Origin of the sequence: Archangium violaceum (assembly GCF_016859125.1) — a bacterium.
GTDB classification, from domain to species: domain Bacteria; phylum Myxococcota; class Myxococcia; order Myxococcales; family Myxococcaceae; genus Archangium; species Archangium violaceum_A.
Genome location: NZ_CP069338.1, coordinates 2,863,996 through 2,884,168, shown reverse-complemented (window position 1 = coordinate 2,884,168; position 20,173 = coordinate 2,863,996). Strand labels below are relative to the sequence as shown.

The 20,173-nt window shown below is 68.0% G+C and carries 19 protein-coding genes and 1 pseudogene; 9 read left to right on the top strand and 11 right to left on the bottom strand.

Annotation, left to right across the window (positions count from 1 at the left end; all coding sequences use genetic code 11):
• Positions 1–411: 411 nt before the first annotated feature.
• Positions 412–1,947, top strand: coding sequence for a S8 family serine peptidase (locus JQX13_RS12375; protein WP_203409208.1), 1,536 nt, complete (start codon positions 412–414; stop codon positions 1,945–1,947).
• Positions 1,948–2,030: 83 nt separating this feature from the next.
• Here the strand turns inward: JQX13_RS12375 and JQX13_RS12370 are convergent.
• The 4 genes and pseudogenes from JQX13_RS12370 to JQX13_RS12355 all read right to left on the bottom strand — a co-directional run bounded on the left by JQX13_RS12370 (position 2,031) and on the right by JQX13_RS12355 (position 6,073).
• Positions 2,031–2,588: pseudogene (locus JQX13_RS12370) on the bottom strand (Uma2 family endonuclease).
• A gap of 195 nt (positions 2,589–2,783) precedes the next feature.
• Positions 2,784–3,938, bottom strand: a complete 1,155-nt coding sequence (locus JQX13_RS12365) for a substrate-binding periplasmic protein (protein ID WP_203409207.1) — start codon at positions 3,936–3,938, stop codon at positions 2,784–2,786.
• Between the two features lie 86 nt (positions 3,939–4,024).
• Positions 4,025–4,783, bottom strand: coding sequence for a hypothetical protein (locus tag JQX13_RS12360; RefSeq protein WP_203409206.1), 759 nt, complete (start codon positions 4,781–4,783; stop codon positions 4,025–4,027).
• 141 nt (positions 4,784–4,924) lie between these two features.
• Complete coding sequence (locus JQX13_RS12355) at positions 4,925–6,073, bottom strand: Gfo/Idh/MocA family protein (RefSeq protein ID WP_203409205.1); 1,149 nt, start codon at positions 6,071–6,073, stop codon at positions 4,925–4,927.
• A gap of 358 nt (positions 6,074–6,431) precedes the next feature.
• Between JQX13_RS12355 and JQX13_RS12350 the strand changes: the two genes are divergently transcribed.
• On the top strand, positions 6,432–7,151 hold the full coding sequence (locus JQX13_RS12350) for an alpha/beta hydrolase (protein ID WP_239014715.1): 720 nt from the start codon (positions 6,432–6,434) through the stop codon (positions 7,149–7,151).
• A gap of 3 nt (positions 7,152–7,154) precedes the next feature.
• On the opposite strand, the gene JQX13_RS12345 is transcribed toward JQX13_RS12350, so the two are convergent.
• The 7 genes from JQX13_RS12345 to aroQ all read right to left on the bottom strand — a co-directional run bounded on the left by JQX13_RS12345 (position 7,155) and on the right by aroQ (position 12,040).
• Positions 7,155–7,613 (bottom strand): hypothetical protein, encoded by a 459-nt coding sequence (locus JQX13_RS12345; protein WP_203409203.1) that lies wholly within the window; start codon positions 7,611–7,613, stop codon positions 7,155–7,157.
• 78 nt (positions 7,614–7,691) lie between these two features.
• Positions 7,692–8,420, bottom strand: coding sequence for a hypothetical protein (locus JQX13_RS12340; RefSeq protein ID WP_203409202.1), 729 nt, complete (start codon positions 8,418–8,420; stop codon positions 7,692–7,694).
• Positions 8,417–9,715 carry a sensor histidine kinase gene (locus JQX13_RS12335; RefSeq protein ID WP_343211080.1) on the bottom strand — a complete coding sequence of 433 codons (1,299 nt, stop codon included), beginning with the start codon at positions 9,713–9,715 and terminating at the stop codon, positions 8,417–8,419. Before JQX13_RS12335 ends, JQX13_RS12340 begins: the two co-directional genes overlap by 4 nt.
• 50 nt (positions 9,716–9,765) lie before the next feature.
• On the bottom strand, positions 9,766–10,080 hold the full coding sequence (locus tag JQX13_RS12330) for a hypothetical protein (protein ID WP_239014714.1): 315 nt from the start codon (positions 10,078–10,080) through the stop codon (positions 9,766–9,768).
• A gap of 74 nt (positions 10,081–10,154) precedes the next feature.
• Positions 10,155–10,514, bottom strand: coding sequence for a hypothetical protein (locus JQX13_RS12325; RefSeq protein ID WP_203409200.1), 360 nt, complete (start codon positions 10,512–10,514; stop codon positions 10,155–10,157).
• Positions 10,489–11,394 (bottom strand): Dyp-type peroxidase, encoded by a 906-nt coding sequence (locus JQX13_RS12320; protein WP_203409199.1) that lies wholly within the window; start codon positions 11,392–11,394, stop codon positions 10,489–10,491. The genes JQX13_RS12325 and JQX13_RS12320 overlap by 26 nt, the downstream gene beginning before the upstream one ends.
• 190 nt (positions 11,395–11,584) lie before the next feature.
• Positions 11,585–12,040, bottom strand: a complete 456-nt coding sequence (gene aroQ / locus JQX13_RS12315) for a type II 3-dehydroquinate dehydratase (RefSeq protein WP_203409198.1) — start codon at positions 12,038–12,040, stop codon at positions 11,585–11,587.
• A 272-nt stretch (positions 12,041–12,312) separates the two neighbouring features.
• Between aroQ and JQX13_RS12310 the strand changes: the two genes are divergently transcribed.
• From JQX13_RS12310 to JQX13_RS12280, 7 genes are all read left to right on the top strand, one after another.
• Positions 12,313–13,020: a Coq4 family protein gene (locus tag JQX13_RS12310; RefSeq protein WP_203409197.1), complete on the top strand. Its 708-nt coding sequence runs from the start codon at positions 12,313–12,315 to the stop codon at positions 13,018–13,020.
• A gap of 162 nt (positions 13,021–13,182) precedes the next feature.
• Complete coding sequence (locus JQX13_RS12305) at positions 13,183–14,514, top strand: phenylacetate--CoA ligase family protein (RefSeq protein ID WP_203409196.1); 1,332 nt, start codon at positions 13,183–13,185, stop codon at positions 14,512–14,514.
• A gap of 28 nt (positions 14,515–14,542) precedes the next feature.
• The gene (locus tag JQX13_RS12300) at positions 14,543–15,295 is read left to right on the top strand and encodes an amidohydrolase family protein (RefSeq protein ID WP_203409195.1); all 753 of its coding nucleotides are present in this window, start codon (positions 14,543–14,545) and stop codon (positions 15,293–15,295) included.
• A 24-nt stretch (positions 15,296–15,319) separates the two neighbouring features.
• Entirely contained in the window at positions 15,320–16,546 is a 1,227-nt protein-coding gene (locus JQX13_RS12295; protein ID WP_203409194.1) for a phenylacetate--CoA ligase family protein, read from the top strand.
• A 109-nt stretch (positions 16,547–16,655) separates the two neighbouring features.
• A complete protein-coding gene (locus tag JQX13_RS12290; RefSeq protein ID WP_203409193.1) occupies positions 16,656–17,903 on the top strand; it encodes a 3-dehydroquinate synthase II in 1,248 nt (415 codons plus the stop codon).
• A gap of 49 nt (positions 17,904–17,952) precedes the next feature.
• Positions 17,953–18,825, top strand: a complete 873-nt coding sequence (locus JQX13_RS12285; protein WP_203409192.1) for a class I fructose-bisphosphate aldolase — start codon at positions 17,953–17,955, stop codon at positions 18,823–18,825.
• On the top strand, positions 18,822–20,147 hold the full coding sequence (locus JQX13_RS12280; RefSeq protein ID WP_203409191.1) for an aspartate kinase: 1,326 nt from the start codon (positions 18,822–18,824) through the stop codon (positions 20,145–20,147). The genes JQX13_RS12285 and JQX13_RS12280 overlap by 4 nt, the downstream gene beginning before the upstream one ends.
• Positions 20,148–20,173: the final 26 nt, after the last annotated feature.

Below are 20,173 nucleotides of genomic sequence, written 5' to 3'. Positions count from 1 at the left end.
CGCGCATCACACTCGTTGATGGGGCCCTCGCCGGACGTGAGCGGTGGGAGCGCACGTCCGGCGAGGGCTGTCCTCATGTGCTACCGCTCCCGGTGAAGCCGATCGAGTCGCTCGTCGCCCGCGGTGGCCATTGGCTCCATTCTAGCCTCGGTTCAAGCACTCGAAGGGTAAGGTACGCAGGAACGATGAAGTTTAATAAGTCATTTGTTTCTTGAATTGAGCATGCTTACGATGAGGAATGCTCACGGCTGAATCTCGAGCGCTGTTCGAGAGTGGGTGCATCTACCGGGCCGTAGGCATGTCGAGACGTAGGCGCTCCATCGCGCACATTCCCGGTCCACTGGATGCGCGGCAGGGGAGGACACGGAGTTTCCAGTGGGCCGGATCCACGCACACCGGAGAGACGTCTTCATGCGAATCACGAAGAGCGCAGTCCTGTCACTCTCCTGCTTCGCCCTGACGGCCGGCGCGCAGGAGCCGGCCCGGGCGCAGGTCCCTGCCCCCGTCATCCCAGGCAAGTTGCTGAAGTCCGCCGAGCCCATCGCCGGGCAGTACATCGTCGTGCTGAGGGACTCCGACGTGGCCCTCGCCAGCGTGTCCTCGATGGCCCAGGGGCTCGCCGCCCGCCATGGTGCCCAGGTCACCCGGACCTACTCGCACGCGCTCAATGGCTTCGTGGTGCGGACCAACGAGGCCGGAGCGCGCGCACTCGCCGCCGAGCCTCAGGTGTCCTACGTGGTGGAGGATGGCTACGCCTACGCCGTCGGCTCGCAGAGCGGTGCCACCTGGGGGCTGGACCGTATCGACCAGCGCGATCGGCCGCTGAACAGTGTCTACAATTACAATATGACCGGCAGCGGGGTGCACGCGTACGTCATCGACACGGGCATCCTCACCACCCACTCGGACTTCGGCGGCCGCGCCACGGGTGACTTCACCTCCATCAACGACGGCCGCGGCGCCTCGGATTGCAACGGGCACGGCACGCACGTGGCCGGCACCGTGGGCGGCTCCACCTGGGGAGTGGCCAAGAACGTCCGCCTGCACGCGGTGCGCGTTCTCGACTGCAACGGTTCGGGCTCCTGGTCCGGCGTCATCGCGGGTCTGGACTGGGTGACGGCCAACCACACCAAGCCGGCGGTGGCCAACATGAGCTTGGGGGGCGGGGCCAACCAGGCCGTGGATGATGCGGTGCGCCTCTCCATCGCCGCGGGTGTCACCTATGCTGTCGCCGCCGGTAACGATACGGCCGACGCGTGCACGAAATCCCCGGCTCGCACGGGTGAGGCCCTCACCGTGGGCGCCACCGACAGCTCGGACACCCGGCCTTCCTGGTCCAACTACGGCTCGTGTGTGGACATCTTCGCCCCGGGCGTGGGCATCACCTCGGCCTACCACACTGGTGGCACGGCCAGCATGGATGGCACCTCCATGGCTTCCCCGCACGTGGCTGGCGCGGCGGCCCTGTTCCTCCAGAGCAACCCGAACGCCTCGCCTGCTGCGGTGAGCTCGGCGCTCCTCAACAGCTCGACGGGAGGCAAGATTGTCAACGCGGGGAGCGGCTCGCCCAACCGTCTGCTCTTCAGCGCCGCGACAGCTCCGTCTGCCTGTGGCGTTCTGTTCGCGGACCAGGCGCTGGGGCGCGAACAGTCGCTCTCGGCCTGCAACGGCAAGGCCGTGCTCGCTCACCAGGGGGACGGGAACGTGGTCATCTACGACCGTCTGGGCGCGCTCTGGTCGACGAACACCTGGGGCTCCACGACGTCGTCCTTCGTCATGCAGGGGGATGGAAACCTCGTGCTGTACTCGAGCACGGGGAGCCCCCTCTGGTCGTCGAACACCTATGGGCGCCCGGGGGCCTACGTGGCGATGCAGGACGACTGCAACCTCGTCGTGTACGACGCCAGCGGTCATCCGCTCTGGGCGAGCTACACCTCCTGCCGGTAGCGCGGCATCCTGGTGCCTGACGGAGGGTCCTCCTCGGGCAACCTTATGGGGGTGGTGGCCGCGGCCCAGTCGCTTCCCCCGCGTCACCGCTCCCAGAGCGTGGCGAGCTTCAACGGAAGTACCGCGAAGGGGTCGGCGTGCACGGTGGCTCCCCCGCTCCAGTGACCCTGCCGGTTCCAGCGCCGGCCCTCCAGCCGGTAGACCTCCAGCGCCTGCTGGAGGGGATCCACCAACCACAGGAGACCCCCGCCTTCACGGGCATAGGCCTTCATCTTCTTCTCCCGGTCCAGCACCGCCGTGGAGGGCGAGAGCACCTCGCACACTCAATCGGGAGACAGAGTGAAGGCCGCCGTATGCGGCATTTCTGGCATGCGCTCCCGGCGCCAGCCCGCCAGGTCTGGCTCCAAGGCGTCGTCTCCCAGGTGCAGCTCGGGCTCGACCAGGATGAGCCACCCTCCGGGTCCTCCCTCGCCCAGGTCGAAGGGACCGCCCAACAGCATTCCGAGTCGGGAGGCGGCCCGTCCATGGGGTGACGCCGGGCGGGGGCTCACGTACAGCTCGCCATCGACGATCTCCCCCACACAGTTGGGAGGGACGGTCTCCAGATCCTCGTAGGTGGCCCTGCGCTTCGACCCACTCATGCCTGGAGCATGGGGAGTCGAAAGCGCTTCTTCAAGCGGCCTCCAGGGATTGTTGCTCACGCCATGACCCATGCAGGCAGTCCAGACATGACTTCATACGTTGGCGACTATGACCCAATATGGAAAGTCACCTTCACCGAGCGGGGGAAGCCGTGGAGAGCAGGGAGACGTTGCTCCCGTCGAGTCCCGGCTTCTTCACGGGGGACCGCAGCTACCGCTCGCGTCGCGGTTGTTGGCGTCGAAGTCGTGGACGCGGAATTTCTTCGCTTGCGCCCGGGTGGTGAAGGTGGACCCGTGCGGGTGGCACGCGTCGCATTGCCACGTTCCCGGTTCCTCTCCCGGCTTGAGCTCCAGGAGGGTCGCGGTTGGCTCACGGGTGTACGGCATCACGACCTTGAGCCGATAGGCCTTCTCTCCGGTCTTCTGGATGGACTGGATGTCGTGGATGTCAGTGTCCTGGGCGAGGACGGCATGCAGCTGCCATCCGCCGTCCTCCGTTTGTTCGATGCCCAGGGCGGGCGTCTGTGAATAGCAGTACCTGGGCCGGACCCACTCCCCCTCATGCCGCACCAGGACGAGCAGTCTCCCCGGCAGCCGCTCGAGCAGCGCGCGCTCCGAGTCCAGAAGGGAGGGCGTGCCGGGCTTCCACTCCCTCCTGAGGCGCTCGAGGGTGGGCCCCAGCTTCTCCAACGCCGCGTCGATGATGGCCGCCCCTCCCTTGGGCGTGGCGATGGCGAGAGGCGAGCGGCCGAAGGTCGCCTCGGAGACGACGAGGGGCGAGCCGCGCACGGCCAGGTGAAGACCCACGTCCTCGTAGGCCACGAAGTCGGCCTGCCCCTCCTCCACCATGCGAATGCATTGGCGCAGTCCTTCGCAGTCCACCGCCGTCGCCTCGGGCAGCGCGGCCTCCACCGCATCACGGACCGCGGCCGATGGTACGGCCACCCGGCCCACGAGCCGCCGCAGCTTCTCCGTGGAGATGCCGCCCTTGCGCCCCGCCAGCCGATAGGACAGCTTGAGATAGGGGCGGGTGAAGTCCACCAGTTGTGCCCGCTCGGGCGTCGGGGTGATGGAGTTGAGGCTCACATCCACCTTGCCCTCGGCCACTGCTTTGAGCGTGTCCAGCTTGAATCGCCGCTGCGTATCGACGAACTCCACCTCGCGCCCCAGCTCCCGGCCCAGGGCCAGGGCCAGCTCGGCCTCCAGGCCCACCCTGCCGCTCCGGTCCGATCCGTGCAGCGGCATGTAGTTGCCGGACAGGGCCACCCTGAGGGGCTCGCCCTCGGCCCACGAAGCCATGGGCAGCACCAGCAGGGCGATAGCGCCCCACGTTCCAATCCCGCGTGTCATGAATCCCTCCCCAGGGCGCGAGGATAGCCGGGCATGGCCACCCGGAACACCTGGGGGAAATGCGCCTGGCCGCGCGGGGCCACCCCTCAAGGCGTGGAGGCCACGTCCTTCGAGCCGCCGGCGGGCACCAGGTCGGAGTAGCGCGCGGTGATGCGCAGGTGCTTGCGGTAGAAGAGCAGGCCGCCCTCGGCGTCCACGTGGAGCGTGTCGAGCACCTGGCCCACCGCCGGGTGGGGACGGAAGTCCATGCGCACGTCCACCCGGTCCGCCATGTGCGGCAGCTGCGTGGGGCTGTAGCTCAAGCGGATGAGCTGTCCCGTGCTCGGGTCCACGAGCGCCTCGCCCTTGTGCACGGAGGGCGCCTTGTCGGCGCGGGGCTCGAAGCGCAGGCGCAGCCGGTTGGGCTCCTTGGGATCCCTCCCCGCCAGCGAGAAGCGGTGCTGCCCCAGGTAGGAAGCCGCGAAGGGCAGGTTGACCGAGTTGAACTCCGCCCGGCCCTGGCCCTTGCGCTGGCGCTCCTCCAGGTCCTTGCGCATGGCCTCGGTGGCGTCCTGACCGTCCTTGCGCGCCTGGAGGATTTCCCGGTGCTGCTGGCCGTCCTTCACCCGGAGCCGGTCCACCCGCTCCTGGGTGTGCTTCACGTTGCCGTCCCCGTCGAGCTCCTCCACGCGCAGGGTGATGGTCATCTCCTCCACCTTGCCGGCGAGCAGCTCCTCCATGCCCCACGTCGTCTCACCCAGCCGCCGGGCGAGGGTGTCCGCGTCCATGGTGGGTGTGGAACCTTCCTGTGCCTGCACAGGTAGGAACGAGAGCAGGAGACTCACCAGGGTGAGCGCGCGAAGCATGCAGGGCTCCTGGATGTAACCGCGCGAGGCGGCGGGGGGGCGGGAAGATGCACCATGCCGCGCGCCAGCGGAAGTGCGCATTCCACGAGTTCTTCCCGCCACCCCATGTGAGCCCGCTGGACCCTGCTCGCCCGGCGATGCTCACCCTCCCGAGGGCGGAGCCGCGTCGATCGGCTCGGGGGCCTCCACGGGCGGGCGGCGCTGCTCCTGCTCGGGCGTGGGCCGCTGGCGCTTCTCGAAGGGCTCCAGCCGCACCGGCCGGCCCGACTCCGCCGACGTGTAGAGCGCGCGGATGATGCGCACGTCGGCCAGCCCCTCCCAGCCGTCGGGCTCGACCCGCTGGTCCTTCAAGATGCAGTCACTGAAGTACGAAATCTCCGGGCCGATCTGGTCGCGAGCGGGCAGGGTGCGCTTCTGCTTCTTGCCCTTCGTCTCCAGCTCGAGGGTCATCTTCCCCTTGTAGTCGTAGGCGTTCTCCAGGCGGAGGCTGCCCTTGGTTCCCACGAGCTGATACGTGGACGTGCCCGCGGCGCCGAAGCTGATGTTGAACGAGGCCAGGCGCTCCTCCGGGAAGCGGAGTACCGCGGACACGGCCTCCTCGGTGTCGGCGAAGCGCGGGTCCGTGCCCTTCACCTTGAAGGCGAAGACCTCCTCGGGCTCGGCGCGGAAGAGATAGCGCGCCGCGTTGACGCAGTAGACGCCGATGTCCCACAGCACTCCACCCCCCTCCTCGCGGTCGATGCGGATGTTGGGGCCTTGAATCTGGAAGCTGAAGGACGAGCTGAACAGGCGCGGCTCTCCAATCTTCCCCTTGCGCACCGCGTCCACGGCACCCAGGTTGGCGGACTCGAAATGCAACCGATAGGCCGTCATCAATTTCACGTCGCTGTCCTCGGCGGCGCGAATCATGTCCAGGCACTGCTGCTCGTCGAGCGCCAGGGGCTTCTCGCACAGCACGTGCGCTCCGGCCCTCGCCGCGCGCACCGCGTACTCGGCGTGCAGCGAGTTGGGCAGGGCGATGTAGACCGCGTCCACCTCGGGCAGGGCGAGGCACTCGTCGAGCTGGTCATAGCCGTACACGGGGACACCGTGGCGCTTGCCCAGCACGCGGTGTTTTTTCGCATCTCCCGAGACGAGTGCCACCAGTTGAGAGTTCTTCTTGGCGTGTTTGAACGCGGGGAGGATCGCATCCTGCGCGAAGTGTCCGAGCCCCACCACCGCGTAACCCACCTTGCGGTTCTTCGTGCGCGTGCGCCGCGCTTGCTGTCCTCTGTCCTGCGTGCGAGCCATTGCCATTCCTCCTGGAGAACGTCGGGTCGGCAAGCTCCGCATCGTGGGGTGCGCCGACAACCCACCTCCGCTCGCGAGTGGAACTCCTGTCGGAGGCAGGACGCCCTGGCCTGGAAGGAGGGCCGCCAGGCGAGCAGCGGGTGGGAGGGGGAGAAGCGCTCCGCGCCGGGTGTTTGCTCGTGTCCAGGTCACGACGCCAACGGGCGCCGGCCTGGCGGACGGAGACCGTGCCGATATGAAGCCAGAGCCCACCCGTAGAATGGGGGGAGGGCGTGGGTCCGCGTTCGCCCGCATGAGCGGGGTCGGGGCCATGCTGCTCCTCGCATGTGGATTGAGCGCCGCGAAGGAAACGAAGGACATGGCAAGGACGGGAACACGGGCGGAAGCCCCACATGACGAGACGAAGGAGGGCCGGCTGCACGCGCGTCCGCATCTGCCCTCGGTGGAGGCGGAGCCGGCGCGGGGCCCGAGGCCGTTGGGGTTGGGCGGAGAGCGCGACGGGCTGCTCTACATCCCCAAGGGGTACCAGGCGGATCGGCCCATGCCCCTGGTCGTGATGTTGCACGGCGCGGGAGGCGATGCACGCCACGCGCTGAGTCCGTGGCAGGAGCTCGCGGACGAGGTGGGCCTCCTCCTGCTCGCGCCGGAGTCCCGGGGCCCGACGTGGGATCTCATCAGCAGCGAGATCGGCTTCGGGCCGGACGTGGCCTTCATCGACCGGGCGCTGGCGTACGTCTTCGAGCGCTACGCGGTGGATCCGGGGCGCATCGCCCTCGAGGGCTTCTCCGACGGAGCGTCGTATGCCCTGTCGCTGGGCCTCACCAACGGGGACCTGTTCACCCACGTGGTTGCGTTCTCACCGGGCTTCCTCGAAACGACGGCGCGGCGGGGCGAGCCGAAGCTCTTCATCTCCCATGGGGTGAAGGACGAGGTGCTGCACATCGACCCGTGCAGCCGGCGCATCGTCCCGCGCATGGAGGGGGCGGGCTACGCGGTGCGCTACCGCGAGTTCGACGGGCCCCACACCATCCCCGACGACATCGCGCGCGAGGCGTTGGCCTGGTTCCTCACGCCGTGAGTGCTACGTGGGGAAGCCGGCCGCGTCCTCCGGAGAGGTGTAGCGGGGCGCGGGGGGCTGGACGTCCCGGTGCTTCCACGCGCGCGCGGCGGCCACGCACCAGGCGGTGACGAGGACGCCCTCGGCCAGCGCATCCAGCAGGTACACGGGCGAGATGCGTTGGGGCGAGTAGACGACGTCCACCGCCGCGAGCGAGGCGGCGCTCCCCGCGGCCAGCAGCATGAGCTCGGGGGTGACGCGGCGGCGCAGGCCCGCGGCCAGCAGCGTGCCGCCGACGACGGCGATGAGCGCGCCCACCGTCTTCACCAGCCAGCCCTCGGGCTTGGGGCCCGTCACGGCCTCGAAGCTGCGCAGGTGGACGATGGGCCAGACGCCGCTGGCGAGATAGAAGACGCCCTGCGCCACGCCCAGGCCGGATGCGAGGGGATCCTGCTCCAGCTTCAGCTCCTCGACTGCCTCCATGTGCTCCTCCGGTGCTCTGGAGGGAGAAGATGGGGATGCTCCTCCGCAATCGCTTGCTCGTCTGGTGTCCTGACGGGCCTACCGCGAGGGGTACAACACGGGCTCCACCGTGCGCAGCACCGCCTCCAGGCACGGGAGTCCCCGCTGGCGCACGGCCTCGGCCGCCTCTCTCGCCCAGGACAGCACCTCGCCCCGGTCCTCCTCGGGCATGCCGTGGAAGCGCGCGTCGCCCGAGCGGAGGTCCTCGGCCACGTGCGCCGCCACGCCCAGGTTCCGCCCCACCTCCACCGCCCGCCCCGCCAGCGCCGTGCCCTCCCACAACACCCGCAGGTACAGCGCCCACTGCGCTCCGGCGATGCCCTCGGCCACCTGTTTGAAGCGAGGCGCCGTCCACGTGGCCGTGCGCACCTCGAGCACCTGCAGCCCCGCCGCCGTCACCATCCTCCCCGCCGTCTCCGCCAGCAGCGACGCGGGCAGCTCCGCTCGAGCCAGCGTGGCGAAGCAGAGGGACTGCAGCGCGAACTGCACCCCGGGGCCCACGCGCTGGGGCTCCGCGAGGTACGTGCACTCGCCATCCGTCAGGTCATCCGACAGGTTGGCCGCGCAGGAGCAGAGGAAGAGACCCGCGGCGCGCCGCAGCAGCACCTCGCGTCCGAGCCCCGCCTCCGCCCCGGCCGCGTACAGCAGGGCCAGGGGCCCGGGCCGGCCCGCCTCCAGGGCCCGGAGCACCTCCCGCTCGGCCTCCTCCGGAAGCTCCTGCCGGCGCAGCGCGCGCAGTGCCTCCTGGAAGACGGCGCCCGCGCTCATCGCAATTCCCTTGGCAGCAGGATGCGCAGCTGCGCGCCCGTCGGGGTGCGGTTGTTTCGCTCCAGCGTGCCCCCGCTGGCGCGGATGAGGCACTCGGAGGTGTAGAGGCCCAGGCCCGTGCCGTTCGGCTTGGTGGTGGACAGGCCCTCGATGGGGGCCCGCAGCTTGTCCGGAGGGAAGCCCGGCCCGTCGTCCGCGATGAGCAGCTCCAACCGTCCGCTGAACGGCTCGGTGCGCGCGAGGATGTTCACCGTCGCCGCGCCCTGTCTGCCATCACCCTCGCACGCGTTGAGCACCAGGTTCTCCACCACCCGCCGCAGCGTGGTGACGCCCCCTCGTACCAGCGCGTGCGACGCCTGCTCCTCCACCTTCACCTGGATGTTCACGTCCGGGAAGCGCCACCCCAGGCTGGTGCGCACCGACTCCAGCACGGGCACGACGTGCACGTTCTCCGGCTCGCTGTTCACCGAGCGCCGCCCCTTCTGCCGGATTTCAATGACCATCTCGCGGATGCGCGCGAGGCCGTCGTTGAGCTCGCGCACCAGCTCCTCGAACTCGGCGCGCGGCAAGGTGTTGCGCTGCACCCCCATGATGGAGAGCATGTCCGCCGCCGCGCTCACGCTCATCAACGTGTTGTTGATGTCGTGGTTGTAGCCGAGGATCTGAACCATGGCCTGGGACAGCCGGCCCACGTCGCGCTCCTGCTGCTCCAGGATTTGCGCCTGCACGGCGGCGCGCAGCTGCTCGGCCTCGGCGCGGGCCTGATCGTGCTTCAGGGCGAAGGCGCCCGTGTACATCTCCAGGATGATGGCCAGCGGCCCCATGACGGCGAAGAGCGCCACGTGCTCATCCGTCCGGGCCATCAGCGCCGCCAGGCCCAGCGCCACCACCGAGCCCAGCGCGACGAAGGGCTGGCTGGGCGCCACGCGGTGCAGCCGGCCATAGTAGCCCGCGACGAAGAGCAGCACCGCCGCGAACACCATGGCTCCCGGCATCGCCGCCAGGGCCATCAGCGCCGCGAGGGAGAACTGCAGGGCGGCCGTGCCCGTCAGCAGGTACAGCCAGCCCCACGTCTCGATGCGCTGGCGGCCCCGGTGCAGCAGGGCGAAGCCAACACCCAGCGCCATGGAGGGCGCCAGACATGCCAGTGCCTTGACGAAGGACAGGTCGAAGAAGCGCTCCGCCCCCGGGGCCCAGGTCGCCAGCGCCAGCACCGCCGGCATGATCAACGCGGAGATCAGCCAGGCCCGCAGCGACGACGCGGCCAGCACCTCCTGGGTGTCCTGCGAGCGCACCCAATGTTTGAAGGACTCCTGGAGAAGTCGGCGCCAGCGGACGGGGAGGCTCATAGGGTCGCGGTCAGATAGAAGCCGGCCGCCTTGTTGATGGCATTCGCCTCTTGCCCCACCTGCTGCACGCGGCGGTTCAGCTCGTTGACGATATCGGGGTTGCCCCGGTGGAGGACCTTCACCTCCACCGAGCCGCCGGAGAGCACCTGGTGGAGGGCCTCCAATATCGGCCTCACCTCGGGGCTGAGCTCCAGCTCCCCGTCAGGACCTTCCACGGCGCCCAACTCCTGGATGCGCATCATGTACTCGTTGAGAGAAGAGGCCACGGACAACCCCACCACGCGGGGTCCTCGTATGTCGTTGTAGCTCATTGCTGCGGTTCCTCCGCCAGCTCGAAGGCTGGACTGTTGTCTGCGTGAAGGGGGGCGGGCAGGGGCGTCCCTGCTCAGGGGGTCGGGGGAGAGCGGGTGAGCAGTGCCTCCAGCTCCCGGCGCCCGAAGGGCTTGGCCTGGAACCACTGCCTGCCGGGCTGCTCGATGAAATCGGGAGGGCAGTGCGTGCCCGAGATGAGCACGCGCCGCGCGCGGGGGACGTGGTGCTCGACCCAGCGCAGGAACTCGGTGCCACGCTCGCCGGCATCCAGGTGTTGGGCCGCGAGGATGATGTCCACGGCCGGGTCCTCCTGGAGGAGGGCGCGCGCCTCGGCGGCGGAGGTGGGGCAGCGCACCTCATGACCGAGCACCTGGAGGGTCCGCTCCAGACCGCGAGACACCCGCGCATCACAGTCCAGGACCAATACCTTCATGGGCGGGCCTCCTCTCCTGCTGGGCGGGGCAGTGGAACCAGCCGCGAGGCGGCGCGAGGTACAGGCCGCCTCCCACGGCGGTGGCGTAGCGGAGCATGGCGTCCGGTGTCTGGCCATCGGCGCCCAGCAGCGCATCCAGCGCGCGCCGGTAGCCGTCCGGATCCGCGGAGGCGGCCAGGAAGGCCAGACCCTCCTCGCCTCCATGCCGGAAGGGGAAGCCGCGGCGGATGAGGAGCTGGTTCTCCCCGGCGCCGGACGCGCGCGCCCGGAGGATGTGGGCCTCGGCGGGCGCATCCACGACGAGCTCACCTTCGCGGGTGCGGCCCACCACGCGCTCCTGGGCCTGGGTCCTGAGGTGGTTGAAGAGGTCCAGATCCTGCTGGAAGCGCAGGTAGAGCAGCCACGAGGCACCCGCCAGCGGGCCCGAGGGCACGATGGCGGTGCGCCGCACCTGCTCGCGGGTGGGCTTCAGCAGTCCGTCACGGAAGCCGAAGGGCTCCCTCCCCACGCCGATGCGGCCGCCGAGCAGTTCCTCCTCGAGGTAGAGCACCCCCTTGGACAGCGCGAGGACGCGCCGCAGGGCGCACAGCAGCAGCTCACGCTCGCACGTGCTCATCTGGACGAGCACGTGGGCCTGGCTGGAGGGAAAGCGCGCCGTGGGCCCCTCCCGAGGCAGGAGCGCGGGCTGCGTGGGTGACTCGGGGAGCAGCGCCGGCTCCAGGCCGAGCACCATGCGCAGCCCCTGGGTCGCGCTCAGCTCCTCGTGGATGGAGGAGACGACTTCCCGCAGCTGCGGGAGGGCCGCGTTCCGGGTGAGCCGGAGCACGGCCAGGCCACTGAAGGCGCCGGGTGAGTGGAAGATCCCTTCCTGCGGCATCATCGCTGTATCCCCCCACCGCCGCGCCGGTGTCCTGGCTCGACGGTTGTGTGTGCGTGGCAAGGACTGCCTGCCCCGCATGGGCAAGCAGAACCCGGCCGGTCAGGTGAAGTCAAACGGCGCCCGGGAAAAGTGTCGCTTTCGTGTCGTACCCGGGAGATGGCAGCCCCATGGATTGTTCGCGAGCGGGCGCTCACGAGGTGGCGGCGTCCCGCTCGAGGTGCTTCAACAATCCCAGGAGGCCCAGCACATAGCTTTGTTTTGAAAACCCACCGACCTGTCCGATACACACCGGGGCGATCACCGAGTGTCCGCGGAACTCCTCTCGGGCGTGGACGTTGGACAGGTGGACCTCGACGGTGGGCAGGGCCACCGCGCTCAAGGCATCTCGAATGGCGATGCTGTAGTGGGTGAGTCCTCCCGGATTGATGAGGATGCCTCCCCTGGCGGTCTCCATCGCCTCCTGGATCTTGTCGATGATCGCCCCCTCGTGATTGGACTGGAAGAACTCCAACTCGACGGCGTGCTGCCGGGCGATTTCCGAGAGCAGGCGGTTGATATCCACCAGTGTATCGGAGCCGTAGATCTCCCGCTCCTTCCTTCCGAGCAGATTCAGGTTGGGGCCATGGATGACCAGGATTCTCGCCATGGTGTTTCCTTTCGTGGGCCGTGAGCGTGTTAGCCCGCGCGCGGAAGAGAGACAATCGCCCCGCGGGGCTGGACATCCAGATTGTTCAGAGAGCTCGCGAGGGGCCGAGCTTCACGGGCGCTCGGAGTTGATTCGCATCCCGTCTGGACCCAGCTTGTCCATGGTTCGTAGCGGGTGAGTCCCGGCCCATGCACCGGCTGCGAGGCTTCGGCTCCCTCCCTGGAGGGCGGCGCGGATGTTGGCTGGGGTACGTGTTTCAGGAGGAAGTAGGTATGCGTCGCATCCTGAAGATGATTCGTGTCAGCCGTGCTGTTCTGGGGATGGTCCGCGATGCCGATGATCCCAATCACGTCTTCGATCTGATCGAGGCGATGTATGCCTCGACGGACACGGCGCGGACGGTGGTGGAGCGGATGTCCCGGGACCCGGAGCTCGCGCGGGTGCTGCGGGAGCGCCCCCGGCTGGGGCACGTGGATGTGGAGGCCCTGTGCCGGCTGCCCGAGGGCACACTGGGGCGGGCCTTCGTGGAGCTGCTGCGCGAGTATCGCCTGGATGCGAACGTGCTGCGCGTGCAGAAGGCCGACGACGCGGGCAGCTACGTGAAGGCCCACCTGTTCGAGACGCACGATCTCTGGCACGTGGTGACGGGCTTCCGCCCGGACTCGGCGGGAGAGATGGGGCTGCAGGCCTTCTACTTCGCGCAGAACGGCTCACGCGTGTCGATGGGCGTCTTCGTGGTGGGCCTGGCCTTCACCTTCCTGCGCAGATTCGAGCTGTGCGAGGTGGTGATGCCACAGGTGGCGCGGGGGTGGCTGTTGGGGCGGCGGGCGAAGCGGCTGTTCGGTACGGATTGGAAGAGATTGATGGACAGGCCCCTGGCGGAGGTGCGCGCCGCGTTCAATCTGGATCTCGACTCGGTGGACAGGATGCTGCGGGAGATCGAAGTCTCCAGATTTTCCGTGGTGCCAGCGACCGTTTGAGGCAGTCGGGGGAGTGAGTCTTCATCACCCCTCCCCGAAGTCGTCCTGCCTCGCGGACGGATACTGCCTGACGAGCGGGGCGATAGCGCCCGGAAGAGTCGTGTCCAGATTGTCCCCGCCCAAGCCCACGAGTTGGCTTGCAGCAGAGGAAAGGTGCCAGTCATGCGCTCGAGTTTTGAGAAAAGATTGCGGAACCTGCAGACGCCTCCCGTCATCTCCCGCTACTTCTCCGGGGAGGGCCAGGCGGACTGCATGCCTCCCGAGACGTTGGCCTGGTATCAGCGCGAAGCCCTCGAGGCCGTGGTCCGGCGCGCGTATGACCATTCTTCCTTCTATAGGGAAAAAATGGACCGGGCCGGGGTCTCTCCGAAGGACATCGAGTCGCTGGAAGACATCACCCGGCTCCCCTTCCTGACGAAGGACGAGCTCCGCGGCAAACCCTGGCTCCTGCTGACCTGCGACAAGAAAGACGTCGTGCTCATGCAGGTGTCCACCGGGACCACGGGCGGTGAAGAGATCTACATGGCGTACACATGGAATGACTACCTGCTCAATGATCTCTCCCCGCGGTACACGAAGCTGTTCCCGGTTGGACCCGGCGACGTCTGCCTCAATGCCCTTCCGTACGAGATGAGCACGGCGGGGCTCGCCTTCCACAAGACCTTCATGGATGGCTATCAGTCCACGGTCATCCCGGCCGGAAAGGGGGGGGCGTACTCCACGCCCAAGAAGACCCTCAAGATGGTCCGGGATTTGCGTCCCAACGTCGTCGTCACCAGCCCCTCCTGGTCCATGGTCCTGGCGGAGGAGGCGGCGCGAGGCGGGTTCGATTTGACGAGTCTGGGAATCAAGAAGATGTGGTTGACCGGCGAGGGCTGCTCGCCTGCCTTCCGCGAGCGCGTGGAGAAGATCTGGGGGACCACGGCCAACTACTTCTATGGCTCCCTCGAGTGCGGGATGCTCGGAATCGAGTGCGATGCCCAGAGTGGGTACCACCTGGCCCAGGCCCACGTCCTCATGGAGATCGTGGACCCCAAGACAGGGGCGAGCCTGCCACCGGGGGAGATCGGAGAGATCGTCGTGACGGCGCTCCTGCGCTACGACAGTCCCATCATCCGGTTCCGCACGGGGGACCTGGGTTGTCTGGAGACGGCCCCGTGCGCCTGCGGCTCCACGCTCACCCGGTTCCACATGAAGGGCCGCGCGTTCGATCAGATCTACTTCCGGGGCAAGCCGTTCTCACCCTTCTTCGTGGAGGAGTTCCTGATGCGGATTCCCGAGGTCGGTAACTGGTTCCAGTTCGTCATGCCGGCCTCGGACAGCGCGCGCATCAAGATTCGCTGCGAGCTGGCCAACGGCGTCCTGCCCTCCGCGGAGCTGGCCTCCATGATCGCCAACAGGATGGAGGCCTCGACCGGCCTGCTCTTCGACATCGAGCTCGTGGATTACCTGCCCCGCCCGACGGCCAAGGCGACCCGCGTCGTCCGTGAGTGATTCACCCGAAAGTCCCAGGAGTCCTTTCATGATCATCGACGCACATGCACACGTGTCTCCCACCACCTATGGCGCCACGGAGCAGTACCTGAAGGTTCTGAGGCAGAGCGGTATCGAGCAGGCGGTCATCTGCCCTGGCGCCATGCTGGATGTGAGGAAGATGAGCGAATACGTGTCCGGCCAGAAGAAGCCGGACGCGGTCCCGAAGAACGACTATGTGAGCCAGTCCGTCCAGTCCAGTCCCATGCTGATCGGAATGGCTTGCGTGGACCCGTGCGATCCCCAGGCCGTCGAGAAGCTGGAGCAGTACCTGGAGCAGGGGTTCCGGGGCCTGATGGTGTCGCCCCTGGTCCACAAGTTCTCGTTCCCGGATGAGCACATGGCCGCCCTGGCCACGCTCTGCGGCGAGCGCGGCGTGCCCATCGTCTCCCACAACGGGTGGAGGCCGGGGGCGAACACCGCCGACTACGTCCTGCTGGCCAGGAAGTTCCCTCGCACGAACTTCATCCTGGAGCACATGGGGGCGCTGCCCACGGACCTGGAGGCGGCGAACGCGGCGGCCGAGCTGGACAACTTCTTCCTGGAGACGTCGCTCAGCAGCTACCTGCACGTCGTGGAGACGGTGAAGAAGACGGGGGCGAGCAAGGTCATCTTCGGCTCCGAGTACCCCCTCTCCCATCCGGCCCTGGAGCTGCGGAAGGTCTTCCTGCTCCCCCTCTCGGACCGTGAACGCGAGCAGATTCTGGGCGGGAACATCCGCGGGCTGCTCCACCTGGCCTGAACACGAACACGGGGGGATTCACCCATGGCAACATCAGAAGAGCACCTGGAGCGCATCAATCAAGTGCTGCGGCATGCGCGCGGCTCCGCCTTCTACCGGGAGCGCCTGCCGGATACACCGCTTCGCTCCTGGGAGGAGTTCCAGCGGCTTCCCTTCACGACGAAGGAAGACCTGCGCCAGCAGTCACCTCACGGCCTGGTCTGTGTCCCGCCCCAGGAGCTGCGGCAGTACCACGAGTCGTCCGCGACCACCGGCACGCCCGTCTCCTCCTGGTTCAGTGGTGACGACCTGGAGGAGATCCACTCGCGGTTCTCGGAGTGGGGCGTCGGGTTCACGCCCGGGGATCGGGTGCTCATCCGCTTCCCCTATGCGCTCTCCACCATCGGGCACTTCGTGCATGGCGCCGCCCAGCACAAGGGCGCCTGCGTGATTCCCGCGGATAGCCGGACGAGCATCACCCCGCTGCCGCGAGTCATCGAGCTCCTGAGGAAGTTGCAAGTCACCGTCCTCGCCACCATCTCTCTGTCGGCGGTGATGATCGCCGAGGCGGCGGAGATGGCGGGGCTCGAGCCCCGCAGGGACTTTCCGCACCTGCGAGCCATCTGCTGCGCCGGGGAGCCACTGACTCAATACCGACGCCAGCTCCTGGAGGATCTCTGGGGCGTCCCCGTGTATGACAATTATGGAATGACGGAGACGGGGCCCCAGGCCATGGATTGTCGGGAGCAGCGGCTCCATCCCTGGCGGGGGCACTTCTGGATGGAAGTGCTGGATGAGCGGCTCGAGAAGGAGGTGGCACCGGGCGAGACGGGGAACCTGGTCGTCACGTCCCTCACCCGGAGGGCCTCGCCGATGATCCGCTACATCACCGGGGACCGCGTCCAACTCCTGGAGAAGCCCTGCGGGTGTGGTGAGCCGGCGACCCTGCGGATCCGCGGCAGGGAGGACGACCTCCTGTGGGTGAAGGGCAGGCCGTTCGACCTCTGGAAGTTGGAGGAGATCGTCTCCCAGCTGCCCAGCCGGCGCTTCTGGAGGGTGAATACCGAGCCAGACGGGCGGCTGCACTTCGTGGTGGAGAGGGAGCGGGACGGGGACTCGCTGAGGCCAGCGCTCCTGTCCCGGTTGGAGGAGCACCATGACGTCCGGTTGAAGGTGGAGCTCGTCCCCAAGGGGACCCTCTACGACCGCAAGGAGCTGATCTCCTTCGGAATGGCGGGCAAGCCCATCTACGTGTCCTCGTCACGGCCGTAGCTGGAAGTGGTGTTTGGCGACAAGGATTCCGTCCGCGGTACTCATCCCGGCAACACATTCGCCGCGGGCGGTTCTCATCCAATGGAGCGCCGGGGGGGAAACACAAGTCATGACCACGATCATCACCAACAATGTCACTGACGCCGTGTCCATGCAGAAGCGGGAGCGCATCCGGCTTGAACGCATCGAGGGCGACCGCAACCGCGTGGAAGACGCGAGCGCCCTCATCGTCTGGTTCGACACGGCGGGCCTGACCACGCCCAATGACAACGCGGGGCTGCTCGCGCGGATCGTCAACCTGGCCTACACGGGCGTCCTCCTCTACCCGGACAACATCGAGGCGCTCGCGCCCGCCATCCCGGCGCGCATGCTCAAGGTCTTCAACGCCCGGAGCGTCGAGGACCTCGAGCGGCTCAAGTCCTTGAAGCAGCTCGGCGGGGACGTCGTGGTGGCCAGCTCGGAGCACCTGGTGCTGCAGAAGGCCGCGGAGCTGGGGCTGAAGACGTGCTTCCGGGCCTACGTGGACGACGGGGCCAGCCTGCACCAGTCCATCCAGGACGGCGCCAGCCACGACTACCTGATCGTCCGCTTCAGGGATCCCACCAACATCCCGCTGGAGCTGGTGATCGCCTCGCTGCAGGCCACGCACACCGTGCTCATCAAGGAGATCAACACGCCGACGGACGTGGATGACGCCATCGTCACCCTGGGCGTGATGGAGGTCGGCGCGGACGGCGTCATGTTCTCGCCGCGCTCCCACGAGGTGCTCAGCGAGTTCACCTCGCGGCTCGGCAAGCTGGACCGCGCGGACGTGAAGCTGGAGGTGGCCACCCTGGTGCGCAGCGTGCCCGTGGGCATGGGCTACCGCAGCTGCATCGACACCTCGACGCTCTTCTCCCCGACGGAGGGCATGCTGGTGGGCTCCACCTCGCAGGGCGGAATCCTCTGCTGCCCCGAGGTCTTCTTCCTGCCGTACATGGAGCTGCGCCCCTTCCGGGTGAACGCCGGCGCGGTCCACAGCTACGTGTACAACTTCGGCAACCGCACGGACTACATGAGCGAGCTGCGCGCGGGCGCGCAGATCATGATCGTGGATCGCACCGGCAAGGCGCGCCGGGCGAGCGTCGGCCGCATGAAGACGGAGGTGCGCCCGCTGCGCCTCATCGAGGCCGAGTTCCAGAGCGGCGAGCGCATCAACATCCTCATGCAGGACGACTGGCACGTCCGGATCTTCTCGGACGAGGCCAAGCCGCTGAACATCACCGAGCTGCGCCCCGGTGACAAGGTGCTCGCGCACCTGGCCCGGCCGGGCCGCCACGTGGGCATCAAGGTCGACGAGCACATCATCGAGACCTGAGGTGCATCGCGCGGCGCACCTCATGATCCAGGGATTTGGAGGCTGAAAAATGAATGGCGTTGCCAAGCAGATCCGCTGGTCGCACTTCCTGGACCGGCGGAGTGGTAGGGGGATCATCGTGCCCATCGATCATGGATTGTCGATCGGGCCGGTGGAGGGGCTGGCCAGTGTGGAGCAGGTGTCCCGGTGGATCGGGCACCCGGGAATCACTGGCATCATCGCCCACAAGGGGATGGTGGATCGGCTTGGGAGCAACGAGTTGCTGAAGGGCATCGGCGTCATGGTCCATCTCAATGGCATGATGTCGCTGGCCTCGAGCCCGGACCGCAAGGAGAGGTTGACGTCGGTGGAGGCCGCGCTCCGGCTCGGAGCGGACGCGGTCTCCCTGCAGCTCAACTTCGACGGGACGAACGACGCCCACAACCTGACGCAGCTGGGGACGGTGGTGGACGAGGCCCAACGCTACGGCATGCCCGTGCTGACCATGCTCTACGACAAGGTCTCCTGCGACAAGCTGGAGCACCGGCTGGCCAGGCAGCGGCACCTGATACGGGCCTGCGTGGAGCTGGGGACGGATGCGCTCAAGCTGGCCGCCCCCGATGATCTCTCGCTGATGCCCACGCTGCTGGAGGGCATCCTGGAACACACGGCCGTGTTCTTCGCGGGAGGGGCGGTGCGCTCGGAGGAGGAGATCCTCTTCCTGGCGGAGGAGGTGGTACGCTGCGGCGCCACCGGCCTGTGCGTGGGGCGCAACATCTTCCAACGCGAGTCCGCCCGCGCCACCCTCACCCGCCTGCAGGAGATCATCCTGGGGCGCGCCGGGAGCATCGACGGGGAGCCGAGGCCGCGTGTCTCCTGGGATGACCTCCCCAACCGTGCCCCCGTCCAGTGGTCCTCCGTGGTGGAGGAGGTGGTGAAATGAAGCCCACCGTGATTGGGGCGCCACCGGGAGGTGGCGTGGCGTCCCCGGGTCAGCGGCGGCCCCTGATCGTCAAGAAGTTCGGGGGGACCTCCGTGGCGGGCATCGATCGCATCCGGCGCATCGCCCGCATCGCCCTGGAGTGCCAGCGGGCCGGCAACGACGTGGTGGTGGTGGTGAGCGCCATGGCGGGCGAGACGGATCGCCTGTTGAAGCTGGCGCACCAGCTCCTCCCCCTGCCGGACTCGCGGGAGCTGGATGTGATCGCCGCGACGGGGGAGCAGGTGTCGGTGGCGTTGACCGCCCTGGCCATCCAGGCGGAGGGAGGACAGGCCTTCTCCCTGCTGGGACACCAGCTCCCGGTGCTCACCGACAAGGCCTTCACCCGGGCCCGCATCCAGTGGGTGGAGCAGGGCCCCATCCGCCGGGCCCTCGCTCGAGGGCAGATCGCCGTGGTCGCTGGCTTCCAGGGGGTGGATGCGGAGAACAACATCACCACCCTGGGACGAGGCGGTTCGGACACCACGGCGGTGGCGGTGGCGGCGGCGCTGAGGGCGGACGTCTGTGAAATCTACACGGACGTGGACGGGGTCTACACGGCGGACCCCCGTATCTGCCCCTCGGGCCGCAAGCTGGGGGCGGTTGCCTACGAAGAGATGCTCGAGTTGGCTTCCCTGGGAGCGAAGGTCCTCCAGGTGCGCAGTGTGGAGATCGCGATGAAATACGAGGTTCCCGTGCACGTACGCAGCTCGTTTTCGGAGGAGGAGGGGACGCGGATCCTTCCGCGGGAGCAGGTGCTGGAGGCCAGGAGGCTGACGGGCCTGGCCTGCGAGCGGGGGCAGGCGCGGGTGGAGGTGCTCGGGGTGGAGTGCCGCCCGGAGCAGGTGGCGGAGCTGACGGACCTGCTGGCCGAGCTGAACGTGAGCGTGGACATGCTCTGCCATGCCCGCTGCTCGCCGGAGAACACCCTGGCGAACATCAACTTCACCCTCCCGGAGGCGGACCTACGCCGCTCTCTGCAGTCCCTGGAGCAGTTCACGACCCGGCTGGGAGCCCGTGAGCTGCGGGTGTCGGACGGCCTGGCCAAGGTCTCGCTGGTGGGCATTGGCCTCCGCTCGGATCCGGGGATCGCCGCGCGCCTGTGCCGCTGCCTGAATCAGCACGGCATCTCCGTGTCGGGCCTGGTGGTGAACGAGCTGCGGGTGAGCTGCCTGGTGGAGGCGGCGGCCGCGGACAACGCCGTCCGCCTCCTGCATGAGCTCTTCGAGCTCGCTGGCGAGGCGCCCGTCGAGACCGAGCCCCTGGTCTCCAGCGCTCCGGCCTGAGCGGCGGACGCGTGGAGTCCTCACCG